This is a genomic window from Crossiella sp. SN42 (assembly GCF_023897065.1).
In the GTDB taxonomy this organism is placed as follows: Bacteria; Actinomycetota; Actinomycetes; order Mycobacteriales; family Pseudonocardiaceae; genus Crossiella.
The window spans coordinates 90,147-107,648 of sequence record NZ_JAMHIV010000014.1 but is presented as its reverse complement, the minus strand read 5'-3'; the positions used below and the strand labels follow the sequence as shown (position 1 = coordinate 107,648).

Genomic DNA, 17,502 nt, shown 5'->3' with positions numbered 1-17,502 from the left:
GGTGTCACCCCAGTTTCTGGAAACGTGGCCAGAGCTCGGCCCAGGAGCCGGTGCGCCCCGTGGCCAGTTGCAACGGCATGTCCTGCACCAGCAGGTTGGACTTCAGTCGAGTGTCCATAGTGGACAGTTGTCGGACCTGCGCGAAGGACTCGGTCAGGTAGGGCGCGGCCGGTCCGGCGAAGAGCACGGTGTCCGCGGTCTCCGGTGGCGCGCCGAAGTACCAGTAGCCGCGGGAACCGCTGTAGGCCCTGGGCAGTCCGCGTTCCGGGCCGTAGCGGTCCAGCGCGCTGGCCTGCCAGTAGGCCACCGTGAGCACCGCGGTGCGGGCGCGCTGTTCCGGCGGCAGCTGGTGGTAGGCGGCGGCGACCTGGTCGGCCAGCTCGGTCCAGCCGGTGCTGTAGACGCTGGTGAAGTCGGCCGAGTCGCGCGCGGCGGCCTGCTCCACCGGCTGCACCGGCAGCGCCAGGAACAGCATGGCCAGCGCGGAGGCCACCGCCACCGGCCAGGCCGCGGCCCAGCGCCACCAGCGCGCGGCCCTCCGGCGTTCCACCTCGATCGCGCCCACCGCCCACAGCAGCGGGAACAGCCCGTTCACGTAGTACGGGCGGCCGCCGACCACCAGGAACACCAGCACCAGGCCGAGGAAGGTCCAGCCCAGGAAGGCATACGGCCGCCATTCCGGTCCGCGCAGCAGCCGCCAGGTTCCGTAGACCACCAGCACCGCGCCGGTGAGCAGGCCCGCGCCGAAGAGCATGATCGGCAGGAAGCCGAGCGCCCCACCGGTGCCGGTGGCCGCCTCCGCGGCGATCTGCCCGGTCATGCCCAGCTGCGGCCAGCCATGTCCGGCCTGCCACAGCAACGCGGGCACGGTGGCCAGCACCGCGATTCCCGCGCCCAGCCACAACATCGGCCGCCGCAACAGCTCCCTCGGCCCGAACACCAGCGCGCACACCAGCAGCACCGCCCAGAAACCGACCATCAGGAACTTGGCCTGCCAGGCGAACGCGGTGACCACCCCCAGCCACAGCAGCAACACGTCCCGCCGGGTGTGCAGCCAGCGCAGCAGCACCAGCACCGCCAGCTCCCAGGCCAGCGTGTCCGCCGCCCCGGTGCCGAGCAGGTGCCCGCCGGAGATCATCACCGGCGCCCCGGCGAAGACGATCGCGGTGACCACCTGGGCCCGCGCGCCGCCCCCCAGCTCGCGGGCGATCAGCGCGGCCACCGCGGTCCCGGCCACCGTCAGCAGCACGACCGGCAGTCGCAGCGCGGTCAGCGAGCCGGGGAACAGCGAGTCCATGGCCAGCGCCAGCAACGGCGCCAGCGGACCCTGGTCGGCATAGCCCCAGTCGAGGTGCTTGCCGGCGGCGAGGAAGTACAGCTCGTCGCCGAAGAGGTCGTAGCGGCCGCTGAAGGCCAGCAGCACCACCGCGTAGGCCGCGGTCACCGCCAGCACCGGCAGCCGGGCGAAGTCTTCTCGTGTGGTCATGGCTCAGGCCAGCTTCCGGAAACGGGGCCACAACTCGGCCCAGGTGCCCTTGCGACCCTGCGCCAGCAGCAGCGGAATCCCGTCCACCGCCCGGTTCGCCTTCAACTCGGTCTCCAAAGTGGACAGTTGCGTGACGGTGCCGAAGGACTCGGTCAGCGCGGGCAGCGGACGGCCGACGTAGAGCACGGTGTCCGCGGTCTCCGGCGGCGCGCCGAAGTGCCAGTAGCCCCGGGAACCGCTGTGCGCCTTGGGCAACCCGCGTGCCGGGCCGAACCGGTCCAGCGCGCCGGACTGCCAGTAGGAGCTGGTCAGCAGCGCGGTCCTGGCCCGCTGCTCGGCGGGCAGCGCGTGGTAGGCCTTGGCCACCTGGTCGGTGAGTTCGGGCCAGCCCACGCTGTGCGTGCTGATGAAGTCCACCGACCCGGCCCCGGCCCGGCTGTGCACCGGCTCCAGCGGGAGCCCGAAGAAGGACATGGCCACCGCGGAGAGCACCGCCACCGGCAGGCTCACCGACCAGCGCCACCACCCGGCCACCCGCACCCTGGACAGCTCCACCGCGCCGGCCGCCCACAGCACCGGGAACATCCCGGCCACGTAGTACGGCCTGCCGCCCGCGATCAGGAACAGCGCGACCACGCCGAGGAAGGTCCAGCCCAGGAAGGCGTACGGCCGCAGCTCACCCCCGCGGAGCAGCCGCCACAGCCCGAACAGCAGCACCACCAGCCCGCTGAGCAGTCCCACCAGCATCAGCATCATCGGCACGAACCCGAGCAGGCCGCCGTGCATGAACTCGCCCTCGGCCGCGATCACCCCGGTCATGCCCAGCTGCGGCCAGCCGTGTCCGGCCTGCCACAGCAGGCTCGGCAGGGTGGCCAGCACGGTGATTCCCGCGCCCAGCCACAACATCGGCCGCCGCAGCAGCTCCCTCGGGCCGAACACCAGCACCGCCACCGCGAGCGCCACCCAGAACCCGCCCATCAGGAACTTGGACTGCAAGGCGACCGCGGTGACCACGCCCAGCCAGGGCAGCACCGCGTCCCGCCGGGTGCGCACCCAGCGGACCAGCAGCCAGCAGGCCAGCGCCCACATCAGGATGTCCGGCGTGTTGGTGGTGAGCAGGTGCCCGTTGCCCAGGGTGAACGGCGAGGCCACGGTGACCAGCGCGGCCAGCGTCTGCGCCCGCCGCGCGCCGCCCAGCTCGCGGGCGATCAGCGCGGTCACCGCCACGATGGCCATCGTCATCAGCAGCGAGGGGAAGCGCAGCGCGGTCAGCGAGCCGGGGAACAGCGACTCGGTGACCAGCGCCAGCAACGGCGCCAGCGGTCCCTGGTCGGCGTAGCCCCAGTCGAGGTGCTGGCCCGCGGCGATGAAGTACAGCTCGTCGCCGAAGGTGCCGTAGCGCTCGGCGAAGACGAACAGCAGCACGCCGAGCACTCCGGCAACCGTCACAACCGGGCCTGCTGCGAACGGCGGCAAGCTCCGCGCCGGACTCTGTTGCTCGCTGACCTGGACTTGCATCACAACTCCCCAGTTGATCCCCTGATGTCCCGGCTCCCGGCCGGTTACAATGCGGGTGCATGGTAACCGGGACGCGGAAGCCTTTGCAATGCGTCCGCATTAAGAAAGTGTGGCTGTCGGTGCCCAAGCAGGTTGACCACGAGGAACGTCGGCGGCACATCGCCGAGGCGCTGTGGCGGATCGTCGCCAAGCACGGCATGGAGGCGGTGAGCCTGCGGGACGTGGCGGCCGAGGCCGGGGTCTCGATGGGCTCGGTGCAGCACTACTTCAAGACCAAGGACCACATGCTGGAGTTCGCGCTGGAGTTCAGCAGCGTGCAGACCGGCGACCGGGTGCGCGCCCGGCTGGCCCGCGAACTGGCAGGCGACCCGCCGCCGTGGGCGGTGCTGCGCGCCTGCATCGTCGAGACGCTGCCCATCGACGAGCACACCCGCACCGGCCGCCTGGTCGGCATCGCCTACTTCATCCGCGCGCTGAACGAGCCCTCGCTGCGCCGGATCTACCTGCAGGGCCAGCCGAAGCTGTTCAACTTCTTCGCCGACATGATCCGCGCGGCCCAGGAGCAGGGGGTCACCGCGCCGGGCATCGACCCGGACAAGGAGTCGATGCTGCTGTGGTGCGTCGCCGACTCGCTCGGCTCGGACATCCTGCTGGACAACAGCACCCCCGCGGAGGCGATGGCCACCGCCGACTACTACCTGCGGCGGCTGTTCCCCGGCGTGCCCGAGCAGGAGTGGCCGCCGCCCGGCTCGATCTCCACCCCCGAGTCCACCCCTGAGCCCACGAACTCCACCCCCTGATCTTCCTAGCTTGGTGCCATGACACTGAGCACCCTGGTCAACGGGGCCCTGGCCCTCGCCGTCGTGGCCTTCGTGATCGCCCGCCGGATGAACTGGCACGAGCTGACCAAGCACGGCGAGGACGTGTGGATCGGCCCGGCGATCCTCACCGGCATCGGGCTGCTCCAGCTGAAGAACAAGCTGGGCCCCGACTACCACATCCCCCCGGTCGACCTGGTCTTCCTGGTGCTGGGCCTGCTGCTCGCCCTCGGCGCGGGGGTCGGGCTGGGCCGGACCAGCGAGGTCCAGCTGCGGGACGGCCGGATCTTCACCAGGATGCGCGGCCCGGCGCTCGGCGTGTGGGCCGGGTTCATCGGGCTGCGGGTGCTGCTCGGCTTCCTCGGCCACGGCTTCGGCGCGACCCTGACCAGCGGCGGCGGCGCGATCATGCTCACGCTGGGGGCCAGCCTGCTCACCCAGTCGCTGGTGCTGGCCGCCAGGGTCGGCCAGCCGGTGCGGCGCTGACCGCCCGGCTCGCGCAGACTGCCCCCATGACCGCGCCGCCGACCCTGCACGAGCGCAGGGCCATGCACGTACTGGTCACCGCGCTGCTGGTGTACGCGCTGCTCAGCGCGCCGGAGACGCCCTGGTGGGCCTGGCTGCTGCTGGGACCGTCCTTCCTGTGCTGGCTGGTGTTCCTGGCGCTGACCAAACGCTCGCCGCGGCGGGCGCTGGCCGCGCTGGCGGCCTGCTCGCTGCTGAGCGCCTGCGTGGTCGGCGTGCCGGAGGCCTCGGCCACCACCATGTCCGCGGTCTCGGCCATGGTGTTCATCTCGCACGTCGCCGCCAGCGTGCCGGCCGGGCTGACCCTGGCCGCGGTGGACGTGGTGCTGGTGCTCACCGGCGGGCTGCTGTGGGGGCGCGGCACGGGGGCCGTGCTGAGCAGCATGGCGGTCTTCGCCCTGCTCACCCTGCTCGGCCTGGTGCAGCGGCAGCACCGGCAGCAGACCGCGCAGGCGGCCCGGCTGCTGGCCGAGACCGAGCGCACCCGGATCGCCCGCGAGCTGCACGACGTGCTCGCGCACTCCCTCGGCGCGCTGGCCGTGCAGCTGGAGGTGGCCGAGGCGCTGCTGGCCGACGGCCGCGACCCGGAGGCGGCGCTGGCCAGGGTGCGCCGGTCCCGGCGGCTGGCGGTGGAGGGGCTGACCGAGGCCAAGGCCGCGGTGTCCGCGCTGCGCGAGGAGGTCCGCCCGCTGCCCTCGGCGCTGGCCGAGCTGGTCGAGGCGCACCGGCGGGACCACCAGACCCCGGTCCGGCTGACCATCAGCGAGCGCACCCGGCCGCTCTCCCCCGGCGCGGAGATCTCCTTGCAGCGCACCGCCCGCGAGGCCCTGACCAACGCGGCCAAACACGCCGGGGGCGCACCGGTCGAGGTCGATTTGTCCTATGTGGACGATGCGGTCCGGCTGTCCGTGCGCAACGCGGCGGGCACGCCGAGGACGGAGCTGCCCGGCGGCGGGTTCGGGCTGACCGGGATGCGGGAACGGCTGGCCCTGCTGGGTGGCACACTCACCGCGGGCCCGGCGGGGGACGGCTGGCTGGTGCGGGCGGAGGTGCCGGAATGACCATCAGGGTGCTGGTGGCCGACGACCAGCAGATCATGCGCGAGGGCCTGGTCGCCCTGCTCGGGCTGGTCGAGGACATCGAGGTGGTGGGCGATGCCGGGGACGGCGAGCAGGCGCTGGCGCTGCTGGCCGAGCGCGGGGCCGACATCGTGCTGATGGACCTGCGGATGCCGGTGCTGGACGGGATCGAGGCCACCCGCCTGATCACCGAGCGCTTCCCGGGGGTCGCGGTGCTGGTGCTGACCACCTACGCCGACGACGACTCCATCGCCGACGCACTGCGCGCCGGCGCCCGCGGCTACCTGACCAAGGAAGCCGGCCGCGCCGAGATCGCCGCCGCCCTGCGCGCCGCCGCCACCGGCCAGTCCACCTTCGCGCCCGAGGTCTCCCAGCGCCTGGTCGCCGCGCTCACCCGCCAGGAACCGGCCAAACCGCACCGCCCGCCGGACGGACTGACCGCGCGGGAGGCCGAGGTGCTCACGCTGATCGCGCAGGGCCGCAGCAACCCGCAGATCGCCAGCGCCCTGTTCATCAGCGAGGCCACGGTGAAGACGCACATCAACAACGCCTTCGCCAAGATCGGCGCCCGCAACCGCGCCGACGCCACCCGCTACGCCTACCGCGCCGGGCTGGCCGCGCCCTGAGCCACCGGCCCCGGCCGCTCCTCCGGCGACTCCCGGCGGGCGGCAGGCACGGACCGGTGCTCGCCCGCCTCCCGGCTGCCCAGCTCGGCGAAGATCCGCAGCGCCTCGGCCTGCCTGGTCTCGGCATCGGCGGCGAAGCCGCGGCGGCGGTCCAGCTCGGCCCAGGTGAGCAGGGTGCGGGCCCGCCACAGCGCCATGTCCAGGCCGCGCCAACGGAGCTCGGCCTCCTGCACGTAGGCCGCGGCGGCCGAGAGCGCGCCGGTGGCCAGGCACAGCTCGGCCAGGGTGCGCAGCAGCAGCGCCTGCCCGAAGTCATCGCGCAGCGCGGTGACCGTGGCCAGCGCGTCGTCCAGCAGCGGCCGGGCCCGCTCGGTCTCGCCCAGTCGCAGCAGCGCCTTGGCCAGGGCCTGCTGGGCGTAGGCCGCGCCAAGCCGGTCGCCGGTGGCGCCGAAGAGGGTCAGCGACTCCCCGCTGAGCTCGGCGGCCCGCCGCCACTGGCCCATCGCCCGGTGCACCAGGCCGAGGCTGCGCAGCGCCCAGGCCTGCCCGCGCCGGTTGTCCAGTTCCCGGTAGGCGCTGAGCACCCGCTCGCCGACACTCAGCGCGGCCTCGAAGGAGCCGAGCTCCAGGTGCATCCGCGCGGTGCGGTTGTCCAGGTAGGCCAGGCCTTCGGCGTCCCCGGCCTCGGCCAGGGCCGGGCGGGCCAGGGCGAGCAGGTCCAGCGCCTCGGCGAAACGGCCCTGCTCGCCGCGCACGGTGGCCAGGCCGGAGCGGGCGATGGCCACCCCGCGCTGCTGGCCGTCCAGCTCGAAGCGGCTGATGGCCTGCTCGAAGTGCTCGCCCGCCTCGGTGAACCGCTCCCGCTCGTAGCAGAAGTGGCCCAGCCCGACCAGCAGCGCGGCCTCGGCCCGCCGGTCCTCGGCCCGGCGCAGCGCCTCCAGGGCGACCTTGCGGGCGCGCAGCCACTCGGCGAACTGCTGCCGAGCGGTGAGGAAGGACAGCAGCGCGGAGGCCAGCGCGCAGGCAGGCACGCCGAGTCCGACGGCGGTGGCCTGTTCGATGCTGATGGTGAGCCCGAGCTGTTCGGTCTCGATCCACTCCCCCGGCGCGCCCGCCGCGGCCCGCAGCGCGTCCTCCGGGGGCGTCCAGTCCAGCTCCACCACCGGCAGCAGCGGCAGCGCGCCGGAGGGCACCTCGGTGGATGCCTTGCGCACCAGGGCCAGCCAGCCGGAGATGACCCTGGTGAGCAGGGCCCGCCGGTCGTCCTCGGTCTCGGCGCTCTCGCCCAGTTCGCGGCCGAGCAGCCGCACCAGGTCGTGGATGCGGTAGCGGGCCTGCCCGGCCCGGTCCACCCCGGCGAAGTCGACCAGGTAGCCGTCGAGCAGCTCGTCCAGCAGCGCCTCGGCCGCGGCGGGCGGCAGGTCCAGGGCCGCGCCGAGCACCCAGCTCGGGAAGGTGGGCAGGTCCAGCAGGCTCAGCCGCCAGAAGGCGCGCTGGGCGTCGGCGGGCAGGCCGCGCACGGCCAGGCCGATGCTGGGCCGCACCTTGAGATCGCCGACGGCCAGCTCGTCCAGGCGGCGGCGTTCGTCGTCGAGCCGGTCCACCAGCTGCCGAAGTGTCCACTGTGGACGGAAGACGAGCTTGGCCCCCGCGGTGCGCACGGCCAGCGGCAGCCCGCCACTGAGCTCGCAGACCCGTTGCGCCGCTTCCAGATCCGCGTCCACCCTGGCCCCACCCGCGACCGCGCCGAGCAGTTCCACCGCCTCGGCCGGGCGCAGCGCATCCAGTTCCACGCCGACCGCGCCGGGCACGCCGAGCAGCCGCCGCCGGGAGGTGACCAGCACCCCGCAGCCCGCCGCGCCGGGGGTGAGCAGGTTGAGCTGCGGCAGGTCGGTGACGTTGTCCAGCACCAGCAGCACCCGCCGGGCGGCCAGCCGGGTGCGGAACAGGCTGAGCCGTTCCTCGGTGGACTCCGGCAGTTCGGCGGTGGGCAGCCCGGTGGCGCGCAGGAACCGGGCCAGCACCTCGGTGACCGGCAGGTGCGCGCGCTCGACCGCGTTGAGGTCCACGTAGAGCTGCCCGTCCGGGAACTCCGCCCGCACCTCGTGCGCGACCCGGACCGCCAGGGTGGACTTGCCGACCCCGGACATGCCGCTGATCAGGCAGATCGGCGTGGCCCGCCGGCCGGCCGCGGTGAGCGCGGCGCGCAGGGTGGCGATGTGCTCGGCGCGGCCGATGAAGTCGGCGATGTCCGGCGGCAGCTGACCGGGTGTGGTCCAGTCCGCGGCCGGCCGGGGGGTGGCCACCACCGGCGCGGCGCCGGGTGCGGTGTGCAGGCTCTCGTCGCAGCGGACGATGGCCTCCTGCAGGCGTTGCAGCTCCGGCCCCGGTTCCAGGCCCAGCTGCTCCACCATGGCCCGCCTGCCCTGCTGGTAGACCTCCAGCGCGGTGTCCTGCCGCCCAGCGCGGAACAGCGCGAGCATGAGCTGCCCGCGTAAGCGCTGGCGCAGCGGCACATCGGCCACCAGCGGGCTCAGCTCCCCGGCCACCTCGGCGCCGCGGCCGAGCGCGAGCAGCGCCTCGGCCCGGTCCTCCACCGCGGTCCAGCGCAGGTCGTCCAGCCGGGCCGCCTCGGTCTCGCTGAACAGTCCCGGCAGCCCGGACAGCGCCGGTCCCTGCCACAGCGCGAGCGCCCCGGCCAGGGTCGCCGCCGCGGCCTCGGCCGCGCCGTCGGCGATCTCCCGCCTGCCCTGGGCGGTCAGTCGCTCGAACTCGGCCAGGTCCAGGGTGGCCCCGCCCGGTTCCAGCAGGTAGCCCGGCGGCCGGGTGGCCAGCACCGGGGCCGCCGCACCCGCGGCGTCCTTGAACGAGCGGCGCAGCCGGGCCACATAGGACTGCAGCACCCCGCCCGCGGTCTCCGGCGGGTTGTCGTCCCACAGGATCCGCAGCAGCCGGTCCGCGGGCACCATCCGGCCCCTGGCCAGCAACAACGCCGCCAGCAACACCCGGGGCTTGGGACCGCCGACACCCACCTCGTCGCCGTCGTCGTCCAGCACTCGCACCGGGCCAAGCAGTTCGAAACGCACTCGTCGCCTCCACGTGGACAAACCGTGGTTGACAGTGCCCACGCCCCCCAGAAGCGACAGGTCGTCACCGGGAGACAGTCAAACCCGCCGGAGGGGTCGAGATCAAGCGGCCGGATGGTGTGACCTGCGTTGAAAGTTCTTCTACAGCGTCCTTGCAGCGGACTGCACGGGTTCTTGCAGCACCCCTTCCTACCTTTCTCCCAACAGCGAGAACCACAGGACCTAGGGGCAAAAACGAAATGAGCAGGAAGTTACTGGCCACACTGGCGGCGGTGGTGGCATTGACCGGCAGCGGAATCACCACATTAGCCACAACGGCCTTCGCCGAGACGAGCGCTTCGGCGAGCACCCAGGCGCTCTCGCCGATCCGGCAGCGAATCGTGGACGCGGCCAACGGGGAAATCGGCGTCACCGCGGCCCAGTGCGGGAAGTACAGCCCGTCCTGCCCGCGGCTGGACTGGTGCGCCATGTTCACCGCTTGGACCTGGCGACAGGCGGGCGTGAGTCCGGTGCCCACCACCTTCGTGGCTCGCGAGGTGGGTCTATGGGGGCAGCAGCACGGCCTGTTCAAACCACGCTCCGCCAACGGCGGCAACCCACAGCCCGGCGACGTCGCGGTGTTCGGCCCGCCGGGACGGGCCACCGGCGGGCATGTCGCCATCGTCACCGCGGTGCACGCCGACGGGCGGCTGACCACGGTCAACGGCAACTTCGGCAAGGCGGGTTCCACCAACAGCAAGGTGGTGGCCTGGACCCTGGACCCGCGGACCGCGGTCTCCGGCGGCGGCGACTGGCTGATCTCCGGCTACGTCTCCCCGCCCGGCGCGGGTGACGGCTCCGCGCTGGACGACGGCCCGGCCACCGGCTCCAGCCGCGCGGTCTACCAGAACAACACCAAGACCACCGAGGTCTTCGCTCGCGGCGGCGGGCAGGAGATGACCCACGTGTGGAACACCGGCGGCAAGTGGGCGCCGTGGGAGGCGCACCAGCCCGACTACAAGCTGGCCAGCAACCCGGTCTCCCTCTACGAGGAGGACACCAAGACCACCGAGGTCTTCGCCAGGAACATGAACAACGAGCTGGTGCACACCTGGCACGAGCACGGCAAGGGCTGGACGAACTGGGAGCCGATCCACGGCGGCCAGAAGATCGTCGGCGAGCCGGTGGCCGTCTACAACGTGCACAGCAAGACCAGCGAGGTCTTCGCCCGCAACGCCGCCAACGAGCTGATCCACACCTGGCACGAGCCCGGCAACGGCTGGGCGCAGTGGGAGGTCATCGGCCCGAACTGGCAGCTCACCGGGGACCCGGTGGCGATCTACGAGCCCGGCACCAAGACCACCGAGGTCTTCGCCCGCGGCGCCCAGGGCGAGCTCATGCACACCTGGCACCACCTGGGCAGCGGCTGGTCGGACTGGGAGGCCATCAACGCCGACGTCAAGATCACCGGCCAGCCCTTCGCGCTGTACGAGGCCAGCACCAAGACGGTGGAGATCTTCGTCAGGGGCGCGGGCAACGAGCTGATCCACACCTGGCACGCCCCCGGTGAGGGCTGGACCGCCTACGAGGCCATCCGCCCGGACTGGAAGCTGGCCAGTGACCCCACCGCGGTCTACGACCCGAGCACGAAGACCACCGAGGTGTTCGCCCGCGGTGACAGCGGCGCCCTGATGCACCTGTGGCACCCCAGGGGCGAGGGCTGGTCGCAGTGGGAGGTCCTGCACCCGGACTGGAAGTTCACCGGCGTCCCGGTGCCGGTCTACCAGCCGCACATCCAGACCGTGGAGGTCTTCGCCCGCGGCGCCAAGGGTGAGCTGCTGCACACCTGGCACCCGCACGGCAAGGGCTGGTCCGACTGGCACCAGATCGGCGACTGGACGATTTCCGAGTAATCCAGCCCGCTATTCCGCACCTGAACTCCCGAATTCTTCCCGAGCCCGACCCTGCGCGAAAACAGGAGAGCAAGAAGATGTCCCGGAAATTACACCGGCTGCTGGCGGGTTCCACCGTCGCGCTGACCGCCGCGAGCGGATTGTTCCTCAGTCCGATCGCCGGCGCCGATCCCGGCGAGACCCGGTCCCCCGAGTCCAACGCCGAAAACCTGGCCGCCGAGGCCCTGCCGATCGTGGCCTGTGACCCCGCCGGTCCCAGCGCCACCGACGAGGCCATGGCCAGGGACCTCAACGCCCGGATCACCGGCCGGATGCGCGGTTCGCTCAAGGCCTACGAGATGTCCTGCGCCAGGGCGGTCGTGCGGGCCACCTACGACCGGGGCCTGAACAACCGGGCCGCCACCATCGCGGTCGCCACGATCATCGTGGAGACCACCATGCGCAACTATGACGGCGGCCACGCCAGCAGCGTCGGGCTGTTCCAGCAGCTGGACTCCTGGGGGCCGCGCGAGGAGCGGCTCAACCCGAAGATCTCCGCCTACAAGTTCTTCGACACGATGGAACGCTTCTACCCCAAGGGCTCCTGGAACAAGGAGGAGATCGGCAAGGTCTGCCAGCGGGTGCAGCGTTCGGCCTTCCCCGAGCGCTACCAGCCCGAGGCCGCCGACGCCCAGCTCATCGTGGACGCCCTCGGCGACCCGAAGGGCGGCGGGGTGAACGTGCCTTCCGACCGGGCGGTCTACGAGCCCAGCACGGCCAGCACCGAGTTCTTCGCCCGCGGCGCCAAGGGCGAGCTGGCCCACGTGTGGAACACCGGCGGCAAGTGGTCGGCCTGGGAGGCCCACCAGCCGGACTACCGGCTCAACGGCAACCCGGTGTCGATCTACGACGCGGGCACCAAGACCACCGAGGTCTTCGCCCGCAACAGCGCCGACGAGCTCGTGCACACCTGGCACCCGCCGGGCCAGGGCTGGGCGAACTGGGAGGTCATCGACGGCGGCACCAAGCTCAAGGGCGAGCCGGCCGCCACCTACGACGCGGCCACCAAGACCGTGGAGGTCTTCGCCCGCAACACCGCCGACCAGCTCGTGCACGCCTGGCACGAGCCGGGCAAGGGCTGGTCCAAGCTGGAGCCGATCAACCCGGACTGGCGGCTGGCCAGCGACCCCGCGCCGGTCTACGACCCGGGCACCGGCAGCACCGAGGTCTTCGCCCGCGGCGCCCAGGGCGAGCTGATGCACGCCTGGCACCCGCCGGGCGCCGGCTGGTCCGGCTTCGAGGTGATCAGCGGCGGCGCGATCACCGGCGCCCCGTTCCCGGTGTACGAGGCCAGCACCAAGACCATCGAGGTCTTCGCCCGCAACACCGCCGACCAGCTCGTGCACGCCTGGCACCCGCCGGGCAAGGGCTGGACCGGCCTGGAGGTCATCGGCGGCGGCTGGAAGCTGGCCGGCGACCCGGTCGCGGTCTACGACCCGAGCACCACGACCACCGAGGTCTTCGCCCGCGGTTCCCAGGGCGAGCTGATGCACGTCTGGCACGGCTACGGCGCGGGCTGGTCGGACTGGGAGACGCTGCACTCGGACTGGAAGTTCACCGGCAAGCCGGTGGCCATCTACGAGGCGAACACCCGGACCGTGGAGGTCTTCGGCCGGGGCTCCCAGGGTGAGCTCATGCACGTGTGGCACACCTTCGGCGACGGCTGGTCGAGCTGGTCCCGGATCGGCGACTGGACCATCGCGGAGTGATCGAGCACGACTGAGCGGGGCGCGGGCCGGGGGGCCGCGCCCCGTTCGCCTGTCTGCCCAAGGGCACTACTCGTGGGTAGCATCGGGGTCATGACCTCTCCTCGCCCGGCCCTGCGCGAACTGGTCGAACGCGGCGTGGCCGCCGCGGTCGGCGCCCTGCCCGCCCCCGCGCAGCGCGCCATCGGCGGCCGCCCCACCGTGATCGACGGCCAGCAGCTGCACCCCGAGGTGCAGTCCATGCTGAAGCTGATGAACCTGGCCAAGGAGAACCCGCTCAGCGCCGGTTCGGTCATCGAGGCCAGGCGCGGGCTGCGCCGGACCGCGGCGGTGATCGGCGGCACGGCGCTGGAGGTGGCGCAGGTGCGCGAGCTGAGCGTGCCCGGCCCCGGCGGGCCGATCCGGACCAGGGTCTACCTGCCTGCCGGGCTGCCCGCCCAGGCCGGCGCGCTGGTCTTCTACCACGGCGGCGGCTGGGTGGTCGGCGACCTGGAGACCCACGACAACCTGTGCCGCTACCTGGCCGTGCACGCCGGGGTGGCGGTGCTCTCCGCGGACTACCGGCTGGCCCCCGAGCACAAGTTCCCGGCCGCCACCGAGGACGCGCTCGCGGTCTACCGGTACGCGGTGGCCAACGCGGACAGCCTCGGCCTGCACCCGGACCAGATCGCGGTCGGCGGGGACAGCGCGGGCGGCAACCTGGCCGCGGTCACCGCCCAGCAGGCCAAGGCCGCGGGCGACCCGGTGCCCGCCTTCCAGCTGCTGATCTACCCGGCGGTCGACTTCTCCGTGCGCAGGGAGTCCCGCCGCCTGTTCGGCACCGGTTTTGTGCTCACCTCGGAGAAGATGGACTGGTACCAGGACCAGTACCTGCGCTCGGCCGAGGACCAGCTGGACCCGCGCGCCTCGCCGTTGCTCGCCGAGGACCTCTCCGGCCTGCCGCCCGCCTACCTGGCCACCGCCGGCTTCGACCCGCTGCGGGACGAGGGCGAGGAGTACGCGGACAAGCTGAGCAAGGCCGGCGTGCCGGTGTTCCTGCGCCGCCACCACGGCCTGATCCACGGCTTCGCCAACGTGCTCGGCATCGGCCACACCGGCCGGGACGCCGCGCTGGAGGCGGCCGCGGCCCTGCGGATGGGCCTGGCCTTCGCCGCGGCCAAGGGCTGAGCGCGCCTCAGCCCCTGCGGGCCTTCGCGGTGGTCAGCGCCCGCTGCACCGCGTCGGCCACACCCACCATGCCGGTCCGGAACGGGTGGTACGGCGCCGCGGCCAGCAGGTCGATGTGCTGCCCGTTCACCCAGGCCACCCCGCGCGGCTTGCACGCGTCGTGGTGCAGCGAGGGCGCGTAGGTGTCCACAAAGGTGTCCCCGTTCGCCCCGGCCGCGCGCCGCAGCGCCGCGTTGAGCTGCTGCTCCACGCTGTCCAGGAACGGGTAGTCGCCGGTGGCGAAGGGCAGCACCGAGGGGCAGGTGCCGCTGGCCGGGGCGATCCTCGGGTAGCCGACCACCAGCACCCTGGCCTTGGGCGAGCGCTCCCGGATACCGCGCAGCACGGTCAGCACCCGGCCCTCGGTCTGGCCGATCCGCTTGCTCAGCTCGTCGCCGAAGTGCTTCGCGCAGGGCGCGCCGCCCGGATCGCTCGGCCGCAGCCGCGCGCAGGTGCTGATGGTGTCGCCGAAGACGCTGAAGTCGTTGCCGCCGATGCTGACCGTGACCAGGTCGGTGTCCTTGGTCAGCGCGGAGAACTGGGCGGGGTTGCGGCCCAGCGGCACCGACTGCGGCTCGGTCATGTGGGTGCTGTCCGCGGCTCCGCAGCTGATGTCGGTGAACCGGCCCGGCCGGATCCGCCGGTTCAGCAGGCTCGGGTAGTTCTCGGTGGACCGCGCGCAGCCCAACGGGTTCAGCCTCGGCAGCGGGATCAGCGGCCCCGAGGTGAACGAGTCACCCAGCGCCACGTAGTGCCGCACCTGGCGGACCGCGGCCTCCGCCCCGGAGGCGAACAGCGCGGCCGCGGCGACCGCCACCGTGCCGATGACGCCCAGCCGACCCACAACGCCTACCGACATGTCGCACCTCGCTGTGAGACCGGCCATACTCCGTCGGCACCGACGCTAGGTTCGCCCGCCTGAGCTGGTCAATCGTCCAAAGAGGTCGCCGCCGGTCACTCTTGTGGTTTTCCGCAGTCCCCCGAACGGCCCTGGCCACTAACCTCACGCTGTGCGTCTGCTGCCCTTCGTCACCGCCGCCGCGCGCATCGGGGCGGGACTGGCCCTCGGCGCGCTGTCCGCCCTGGCCGAGCTCGGCTACCTGGTCCTGGCCGGCCTGCTGCACCTGTCGCTGCTGCTGTGGCCCAGCGCCCGGCAGCGGTCGGCCGAGCGCCTGGAGAAGGGCGCGCGCAGGCTGTCCCGGCTGGAGGGCCGCCGGGTGGCCAGGTTCTTCGGCGGCGGCGAGGTCGAGGACGACCGGCAGCGCCGCCCGTGGATGTACCTGCTGGTCCGGGTGCCGGTCGGCCTGGCGGTGGGGGTCATCCTGCTGCTGCTGGTCTACGGCGTGCTGACCGCGGTGGCCAGCGTGGGCGCCTGGATCACCGGCGGCAGCATCTTCACCGGCAACCCCGCCGGTCGGGTCACCACCGAGTCGCTGCTCGCGCTGAGCCTGCCCGGACTGGTGCTGCTCTACCTCGCCCTGCAAGGGTTGTACGCGCTGTCCATTGTGGAGCGACGGCTGGTCCGCGAGTTCCTCGGCCTGAGCCCCGAGGAGCTGCGGCAGCGCATCCAGTCCCTGACCGAGACCCGCGCCGGGATCGTGCAGGCGGTGGACGCCGAGCGCCGCCGGATCGAACGCGACCTGCACGACGGCGTGCAGCAGCGCCTGGTCGCGCTCGGCCTGCTGATCGGCCGGGCCCGCCGCGGCGGTGACGCCGCCCGCGCGGAAACCCTGCTGGCCCAGGCACATCAGGAGTGCCAGGAGATCCTCAACGACCTGCGCGAGGTCGCCTGGCGGGTCTACCCCACCGCGCTGGACAACCTGGGCCTGCCCGAGGCGATCGCCCGGGTGGTCGAGGGTTCTCCCTTGCGCACCACCGTTTCCTGCCAGCTCCCGCCGGAGCGCCCGCCCGCGCGGGTGGAGGCCGCCGCGTACTTCATCGTGTGCGAGGCGGTCACCAACGCCACCAAACACGCCAACGCCGCCACGCTCGACGTACGGCTCACCCATCTCGCCTCCACCGGCACCCTGCTGGTGGAGGTCGCCGACGACGGGGTCGGCGGCGCCGATCCGGACGGCGGCGGGCTCTCCGGCCTCGCCCAGCGGGTGGCGGCCATGGACGGCGAGTTCCGGGTGCGCAGTCCGCTCGGCGGCGGCACCCTCATCGGAGCCAGCCTGCCATGCGCCTGATCCTCGCCGACGACTCGATCCTGTTGCGGGAAGGCCTGGTGCGCCTGCTCGTGGAGGAGGGCCACCAGGTGCTCGCCGCGGTCGGCGACGGCGCCGCCCTGCTGGCCGCGGTGGCCCGTGAGCAGCCGGACGTGTGCGTGATCGACGTCCGGATGCCGCCGACGCACACCGCCGAGGGACTCCAGGCGGCGCTGGAGATCCGGTCCCGCTGGCCGGAGGTGGGCGTGCTGATGCTGAGCCAGTACGTGGAGAAGCGCTACGCCACCGAGCTGCTCACCGGGGACAGCGCCAGGGTTGGCTACCTGCTCAAGGACCGGGTGGCCCAGGTCGGCGAGTTCCTGGACGCGCTGGACCGGGTCGGTTCCGGCCGGGCCGCCTTCGACCCCGAGGTGGTCCGCCAGCTGCTGGCCCGCACCACTCACACCGACCCCCTGACCAGGCTCACCGAACGGGAACGGGAGGTCCTGCGGCACATGGCGCAGGGCCACACCAACGCGAGCATCTCCACCGCGCTGCACATCTCGCAGAGCGCGGTGGAGAAGCACGTGAACTCGATCTTCGACAAACTCGACCTCTCGCACACCACCGGGTACAGCCGCCGGGTGCTGGCGATCCTGCGCTATCTCGGGAGTTAGGCCCGCTGCTTGCTGCGGCGCAGGCGGGAGACCACGAACACCAGCACGGCCACACCGACCACCACCAGCACGCCCTTGGACAGCACCCCCGCGTAGGTCTCCACCAGCGTCCAGTTCTCGCCGAGGTAGTAGCCGGCGAGCACGAACACGGTGTTCCAGATCAGGCTGCCCAGCGCGGTGAACAGCAGGAACGCCCCCAGCCGCATGCGTTCGATGCCCGCCGGCACCGAGACCAGGCTGCGGAAGATCGGAATCATCCGGCCGAAGAACACCGCCTTGTAGCCGTGCCTGGCGAACCAGGCCTCGGTGCGGTCCAGGTCGGCCACCTTCACCAGCGGCAGCTTGGCCGCGATCGCGCGGGTGCGGTCCCGGCCGAGCAGCGCGCCGATGTAGTACAGGGCCAGCGCGCCGACCACCGAGCCCACCGTGGTCCAGATGATCGCGGCGAGCAGGCCCATCCCGCCCCGGCTGGCGGTGAACCCGGCCAGCGGCAGGAAAACCTCGCTGGGCAGCGGCGGGAACAGGTTCTCCAGCGCGATGGCCAGGCCCGCGCCGGGTGCGCCCAGGGTGGTCATGAGGTCGGTGACCCAGTTGATGATTCCGTCGAACATGATGTCCACACTAGGAACCCGGCGCTGAGACCACCCTGAGGCAGACCTTCCGATCACGGTGGGCAACCCGCACGGAAAGACTGCGG

The 17,502-nt window shown here is 72.5% G+C and carries 14 protein-coding genes; 9 read left to right on the top strand and 5 right to left on the bottom strand.

The genetic code is table 11. From position 1 onward, the window contains the following. Window positions 1-4: 4 nt before the first annotated feature. Together M8C13_RS18380 and M8C13_RS18375 are read right to left on the bottom strand one after the other, a co-directional pair. Window positions 5-1,486 carry a glycosyltransferase family 39 protein gene (locus M8C13_RS18380; RefSeq protein WP_252481845.1) on the bottom strand — a complete coding sequence of 494 codons (1,482 nt, stop codon included), beginning with the start codon at window positions 1,484-1,486 and terminating at the stop codon, window positions 5-7. A 3-nt stretch (window positions 1,487-1,489) separates the two neighbouring features. Then, window positions 1,490-2,935 (bottom strand): glycosyltransferase family 39 protein, encoded by a 1,446-nt coding sequence (locus M8C13_RS18375; RefSeq protein ID WP_252481844.1) that lies wholly within the window; start codon window positions 2,933-2,935, stop codon window positions 1,490-1,492. A 188-nt stretch (window positions 2,936-3,123) separates the two neighbouring features. On the opposite strand from M8C13_RS18375, the gene M8C13_RS18370 reads away from it, so the two are divergent. Genes M8C13_RS18370 through M8C13_RS18355 form a run of 4 tightly spaced genes read left to right on the top strand, consistent with a single transcriptional unit; the run spans window position 3,124 to window position 6,052 of the window. After that, window positions 3,124-3,804 carry a TetR/AcrR family transcriptional regulator gene (locus M8C13_RS18370; RefSeq protein ID WP_252481843.1) on the top strand — a complete coding sequence of 227 codons (681 nt, stop codon included), beginning with the start codon at window positions 3,124-3,126 and terminating at the stop codon, window positions 3,802-3,804. An 18-nt stretch (window positions 3,805-3,822) separates the two neighbouring features. Then, window positions 3,823-4,308, top strand: coding sequence for a hypothetical protein (locus tag M8C13_RS18365; RefSeq protein WP_252481842.1), 486 nt, complete (start codon window positions 3,823-3,825; stop codon window positions 4,306-4,308). A 26-nt stretch (window positions 4,309-4,334) separates the two neighbouring features. After that, entirely contained in the window at window positions 4,335-5,408 is a 1,074-nt protein-coding gene (locus M8C13_RS18360; RefSeq protein ID WP_252481841.1) for a sensor histidine kinase, read from the top strand. Then, the gene (locus tag M8C13_RS18355; RefSeq protein ID WP_252481840.1) at window positions 5,405-6,052 is read left to right on the top strand and encodes a response regulator transcription factor; all 648 of its coding nucleotides are present in this window, start codon (window positions 5,405-5,407) and stop codon (window positions 6,050-6,052) included. The genes M8C13_RS18360 and M8C13_RS18355 overlap by 4 nt, the downstream gene beginning before the upstream one ends. Here the strand turns inward: M8C13_RS18355 and M8C13_RS18350 are convergent. After that, window positions 6,025-9,138, bottom strand: coding sequence for a BTAD domain-containing putative transcriptional regulator (locus tag M8C13_RS18350; RefSeq protein WP_252481839.1), 3,114 nt, complete (start codon window positions 9,136-9,138; stop codon window positions 6,025-6,027). The two genes, M8C13_RS18355 and M8C13_RS18350, sit on opposite strands and share 28 nt — an antisense overlap. Window positions 9,139-9,377: 239 nt before the next feature. Between M8C13_RS18350 and M8C13_RS18345 the strand changes: the two genes are divergently transcribed. From M8C13_RS18345 to M8C13_RS18335, 3 genes are all read left to right on the top strand, one after another. Beyond that, window positions 9,378-11,030, top strand: a complete 1,653-nt coding sequence (locus tag M8C13_RS18345; RefSeq protein ID WP_252481838.1) for a CHAP domain-containing protein — start codon at window positions 9,378-9,380, stop codon at window positions 11,028-11,030. Window positions 11,031-11,107: 77 nt separating this feature from the next. Further along, window positions 11,108-12,778 (top strand): hypothetical protein, encoded by a 1,671-nt coding sequence (locus M8C13_RS18340; RefSeq protein ID WP_252481837.1) that lies wholly within the window; start codon window positions 11,108-11,110, stop codon window positions 12,776-12,778. A gap of 90 nt (window positions 12,779-12,868) precedes the next feature. Further along, on the top strand, window positions 12,869-13,942 hold the full coding sequence (locus M8C13_RS18335) for an alpha/beta hydrolase (protein WP_252481836.1): 1,074 nt from the start codon (window positions 12,869-12,871) through the stop codon (window positions 13,940-13,942). Between the two features lie 7 nt (window positions 13,943-13,949). Here M8C13_RS18335 and M8C13_RS18330 read toward each other — a convergent pair whose 3' ends face one another. Continuing rightward, window positions 13,950-14,840 (bottom strand): SGNH/GDSL hydrolase family protein, encoded by an 891-nt coding sequence (locus M8C13_RS18330; protein WP_252481835.1) that lies wholly within the window; start codon window positions 14,838-14,840, stop codon window positions 13,950-13,952. 151 nt (window positions 14,841-14,991) lie between these two features. On the opposite strand from M8C13_RS18330, the gene M8C13_RS18325 reads away from it, so the two are divergent. Then, the gene (locus M8C13_RS18325) at window positions 14,992-16,170 is read left to right on the top strand and encodes a sensor histidine kinase (protein WP_252481834.1); all 1,179 of its coding nucleotides are present in this window, start codon (window positions 14,992-14,994) and stop codon (window positions 16,168-16,170) included. Then, entirely contained in the window at window positions 16,161-16,805 is a 645-nt protein-coding gene (locus M8C13_RS18320; protein WP_252481833.1) for a response regulator transcription factor, read from the top strand. The genes M8C13_RS18325 and M8C13_RS18320 overlap by 10 nt, the downstream gene beginning before the upstream one ends. Here M8C13_RS18320 and M8C13_RS18315 read toward each other — a convergent pair. After that, on the bottom strand, window positions 16,802-17,416 hold the full coding sequence (locus M8C13_RS18315; protein ID WP_252481832.1) for a DedA family protein: 615 nt from the start codon (window positions 17,414-17,416) through the stop codon (window positions 16,802-16,804). The two genes, M8C13_RS18320 and M8C13_RS18315, sit on opposite strands and share 4 nt — an antisense overlap. Window positions 17,417-17,502: the final 86 nt, after the last annotated feature.

Excerpts from the sequence above, each read along its gene's own strand:
- M8C13_RS18380 (WP_252481845.1), bottom strand. The coding sequence starts at position 1,486 with ATGACCACACGAGAAGACTTCGCCCGGCTGCCGGTGCTGGCGGTGACC.
- M8C13_RS18365 (WP_252481842.1), top strand. The coding sequence starts at position 3,823 with ATGACACTGAGCACCCTGGTCAACGGGGCCCTGGCCCTCGCCGTCGTG.
- M8C13_RS18360 (WP_252481841.1), top strand. The coding sequence starts at position 4,335 with ATGACCGCGCCGCCGACCCTGCACGAGCGCAGGGCCATGCACGTACTG.
- M8C13_RS18355 (WP_252481840.1), top strand. The coding sequence starts at position 5,405 with ATGACCATCAGGGTGCTGGTGGCCGACGACCAGCAGATCATGCGCGAG.
- M8C13_RS18345 (WP_252481838.1), top strand. The coding sequence starts at position 9,378 with ATGAGCAGGAAGTTACTGGCCACACTGGCGGCGGTGGTGGCATTGACC.
- M8C13_RS18340 (WP_252481837.1), top strand. The coding sequence starts at position 11,108 with ATGTCCCGGAAATTACACCGGCTGCTGGCGGGTTCCACCGTCGCGCTG.
- M8C13_RS18335 (WP_252481836.1), top strand. The coding sequence starts at position 12,869 with ATGACCTCTCCTCGCCCGGCCCTGCGCGAACTGGTCGAACGCGGCGTG.
- M8C13_RS18330 (WP_252481835.1), bottom strand. The coding sequence starts at position 14,840 with ATGTCGGTAGGCGTTGTGGGTCGGCTGGGCGTCATCGGCACGGTGGCG.
- M8C13_RS18320 (WP_252481833.1), top strand. The coding sequence starts at position 16,161 with ATGCGCCTGATCCTCGCCGACGACTCGATCCTGTTGCGGGAAGGCCTG.
- M8C13_RS18315 (WP_252481832.1), bottom strand. The coding sequence starts at position 17,416 with ATGTTCGACGGAATCATCAACTGGGTCACCGACCTCATGACCACCCTG.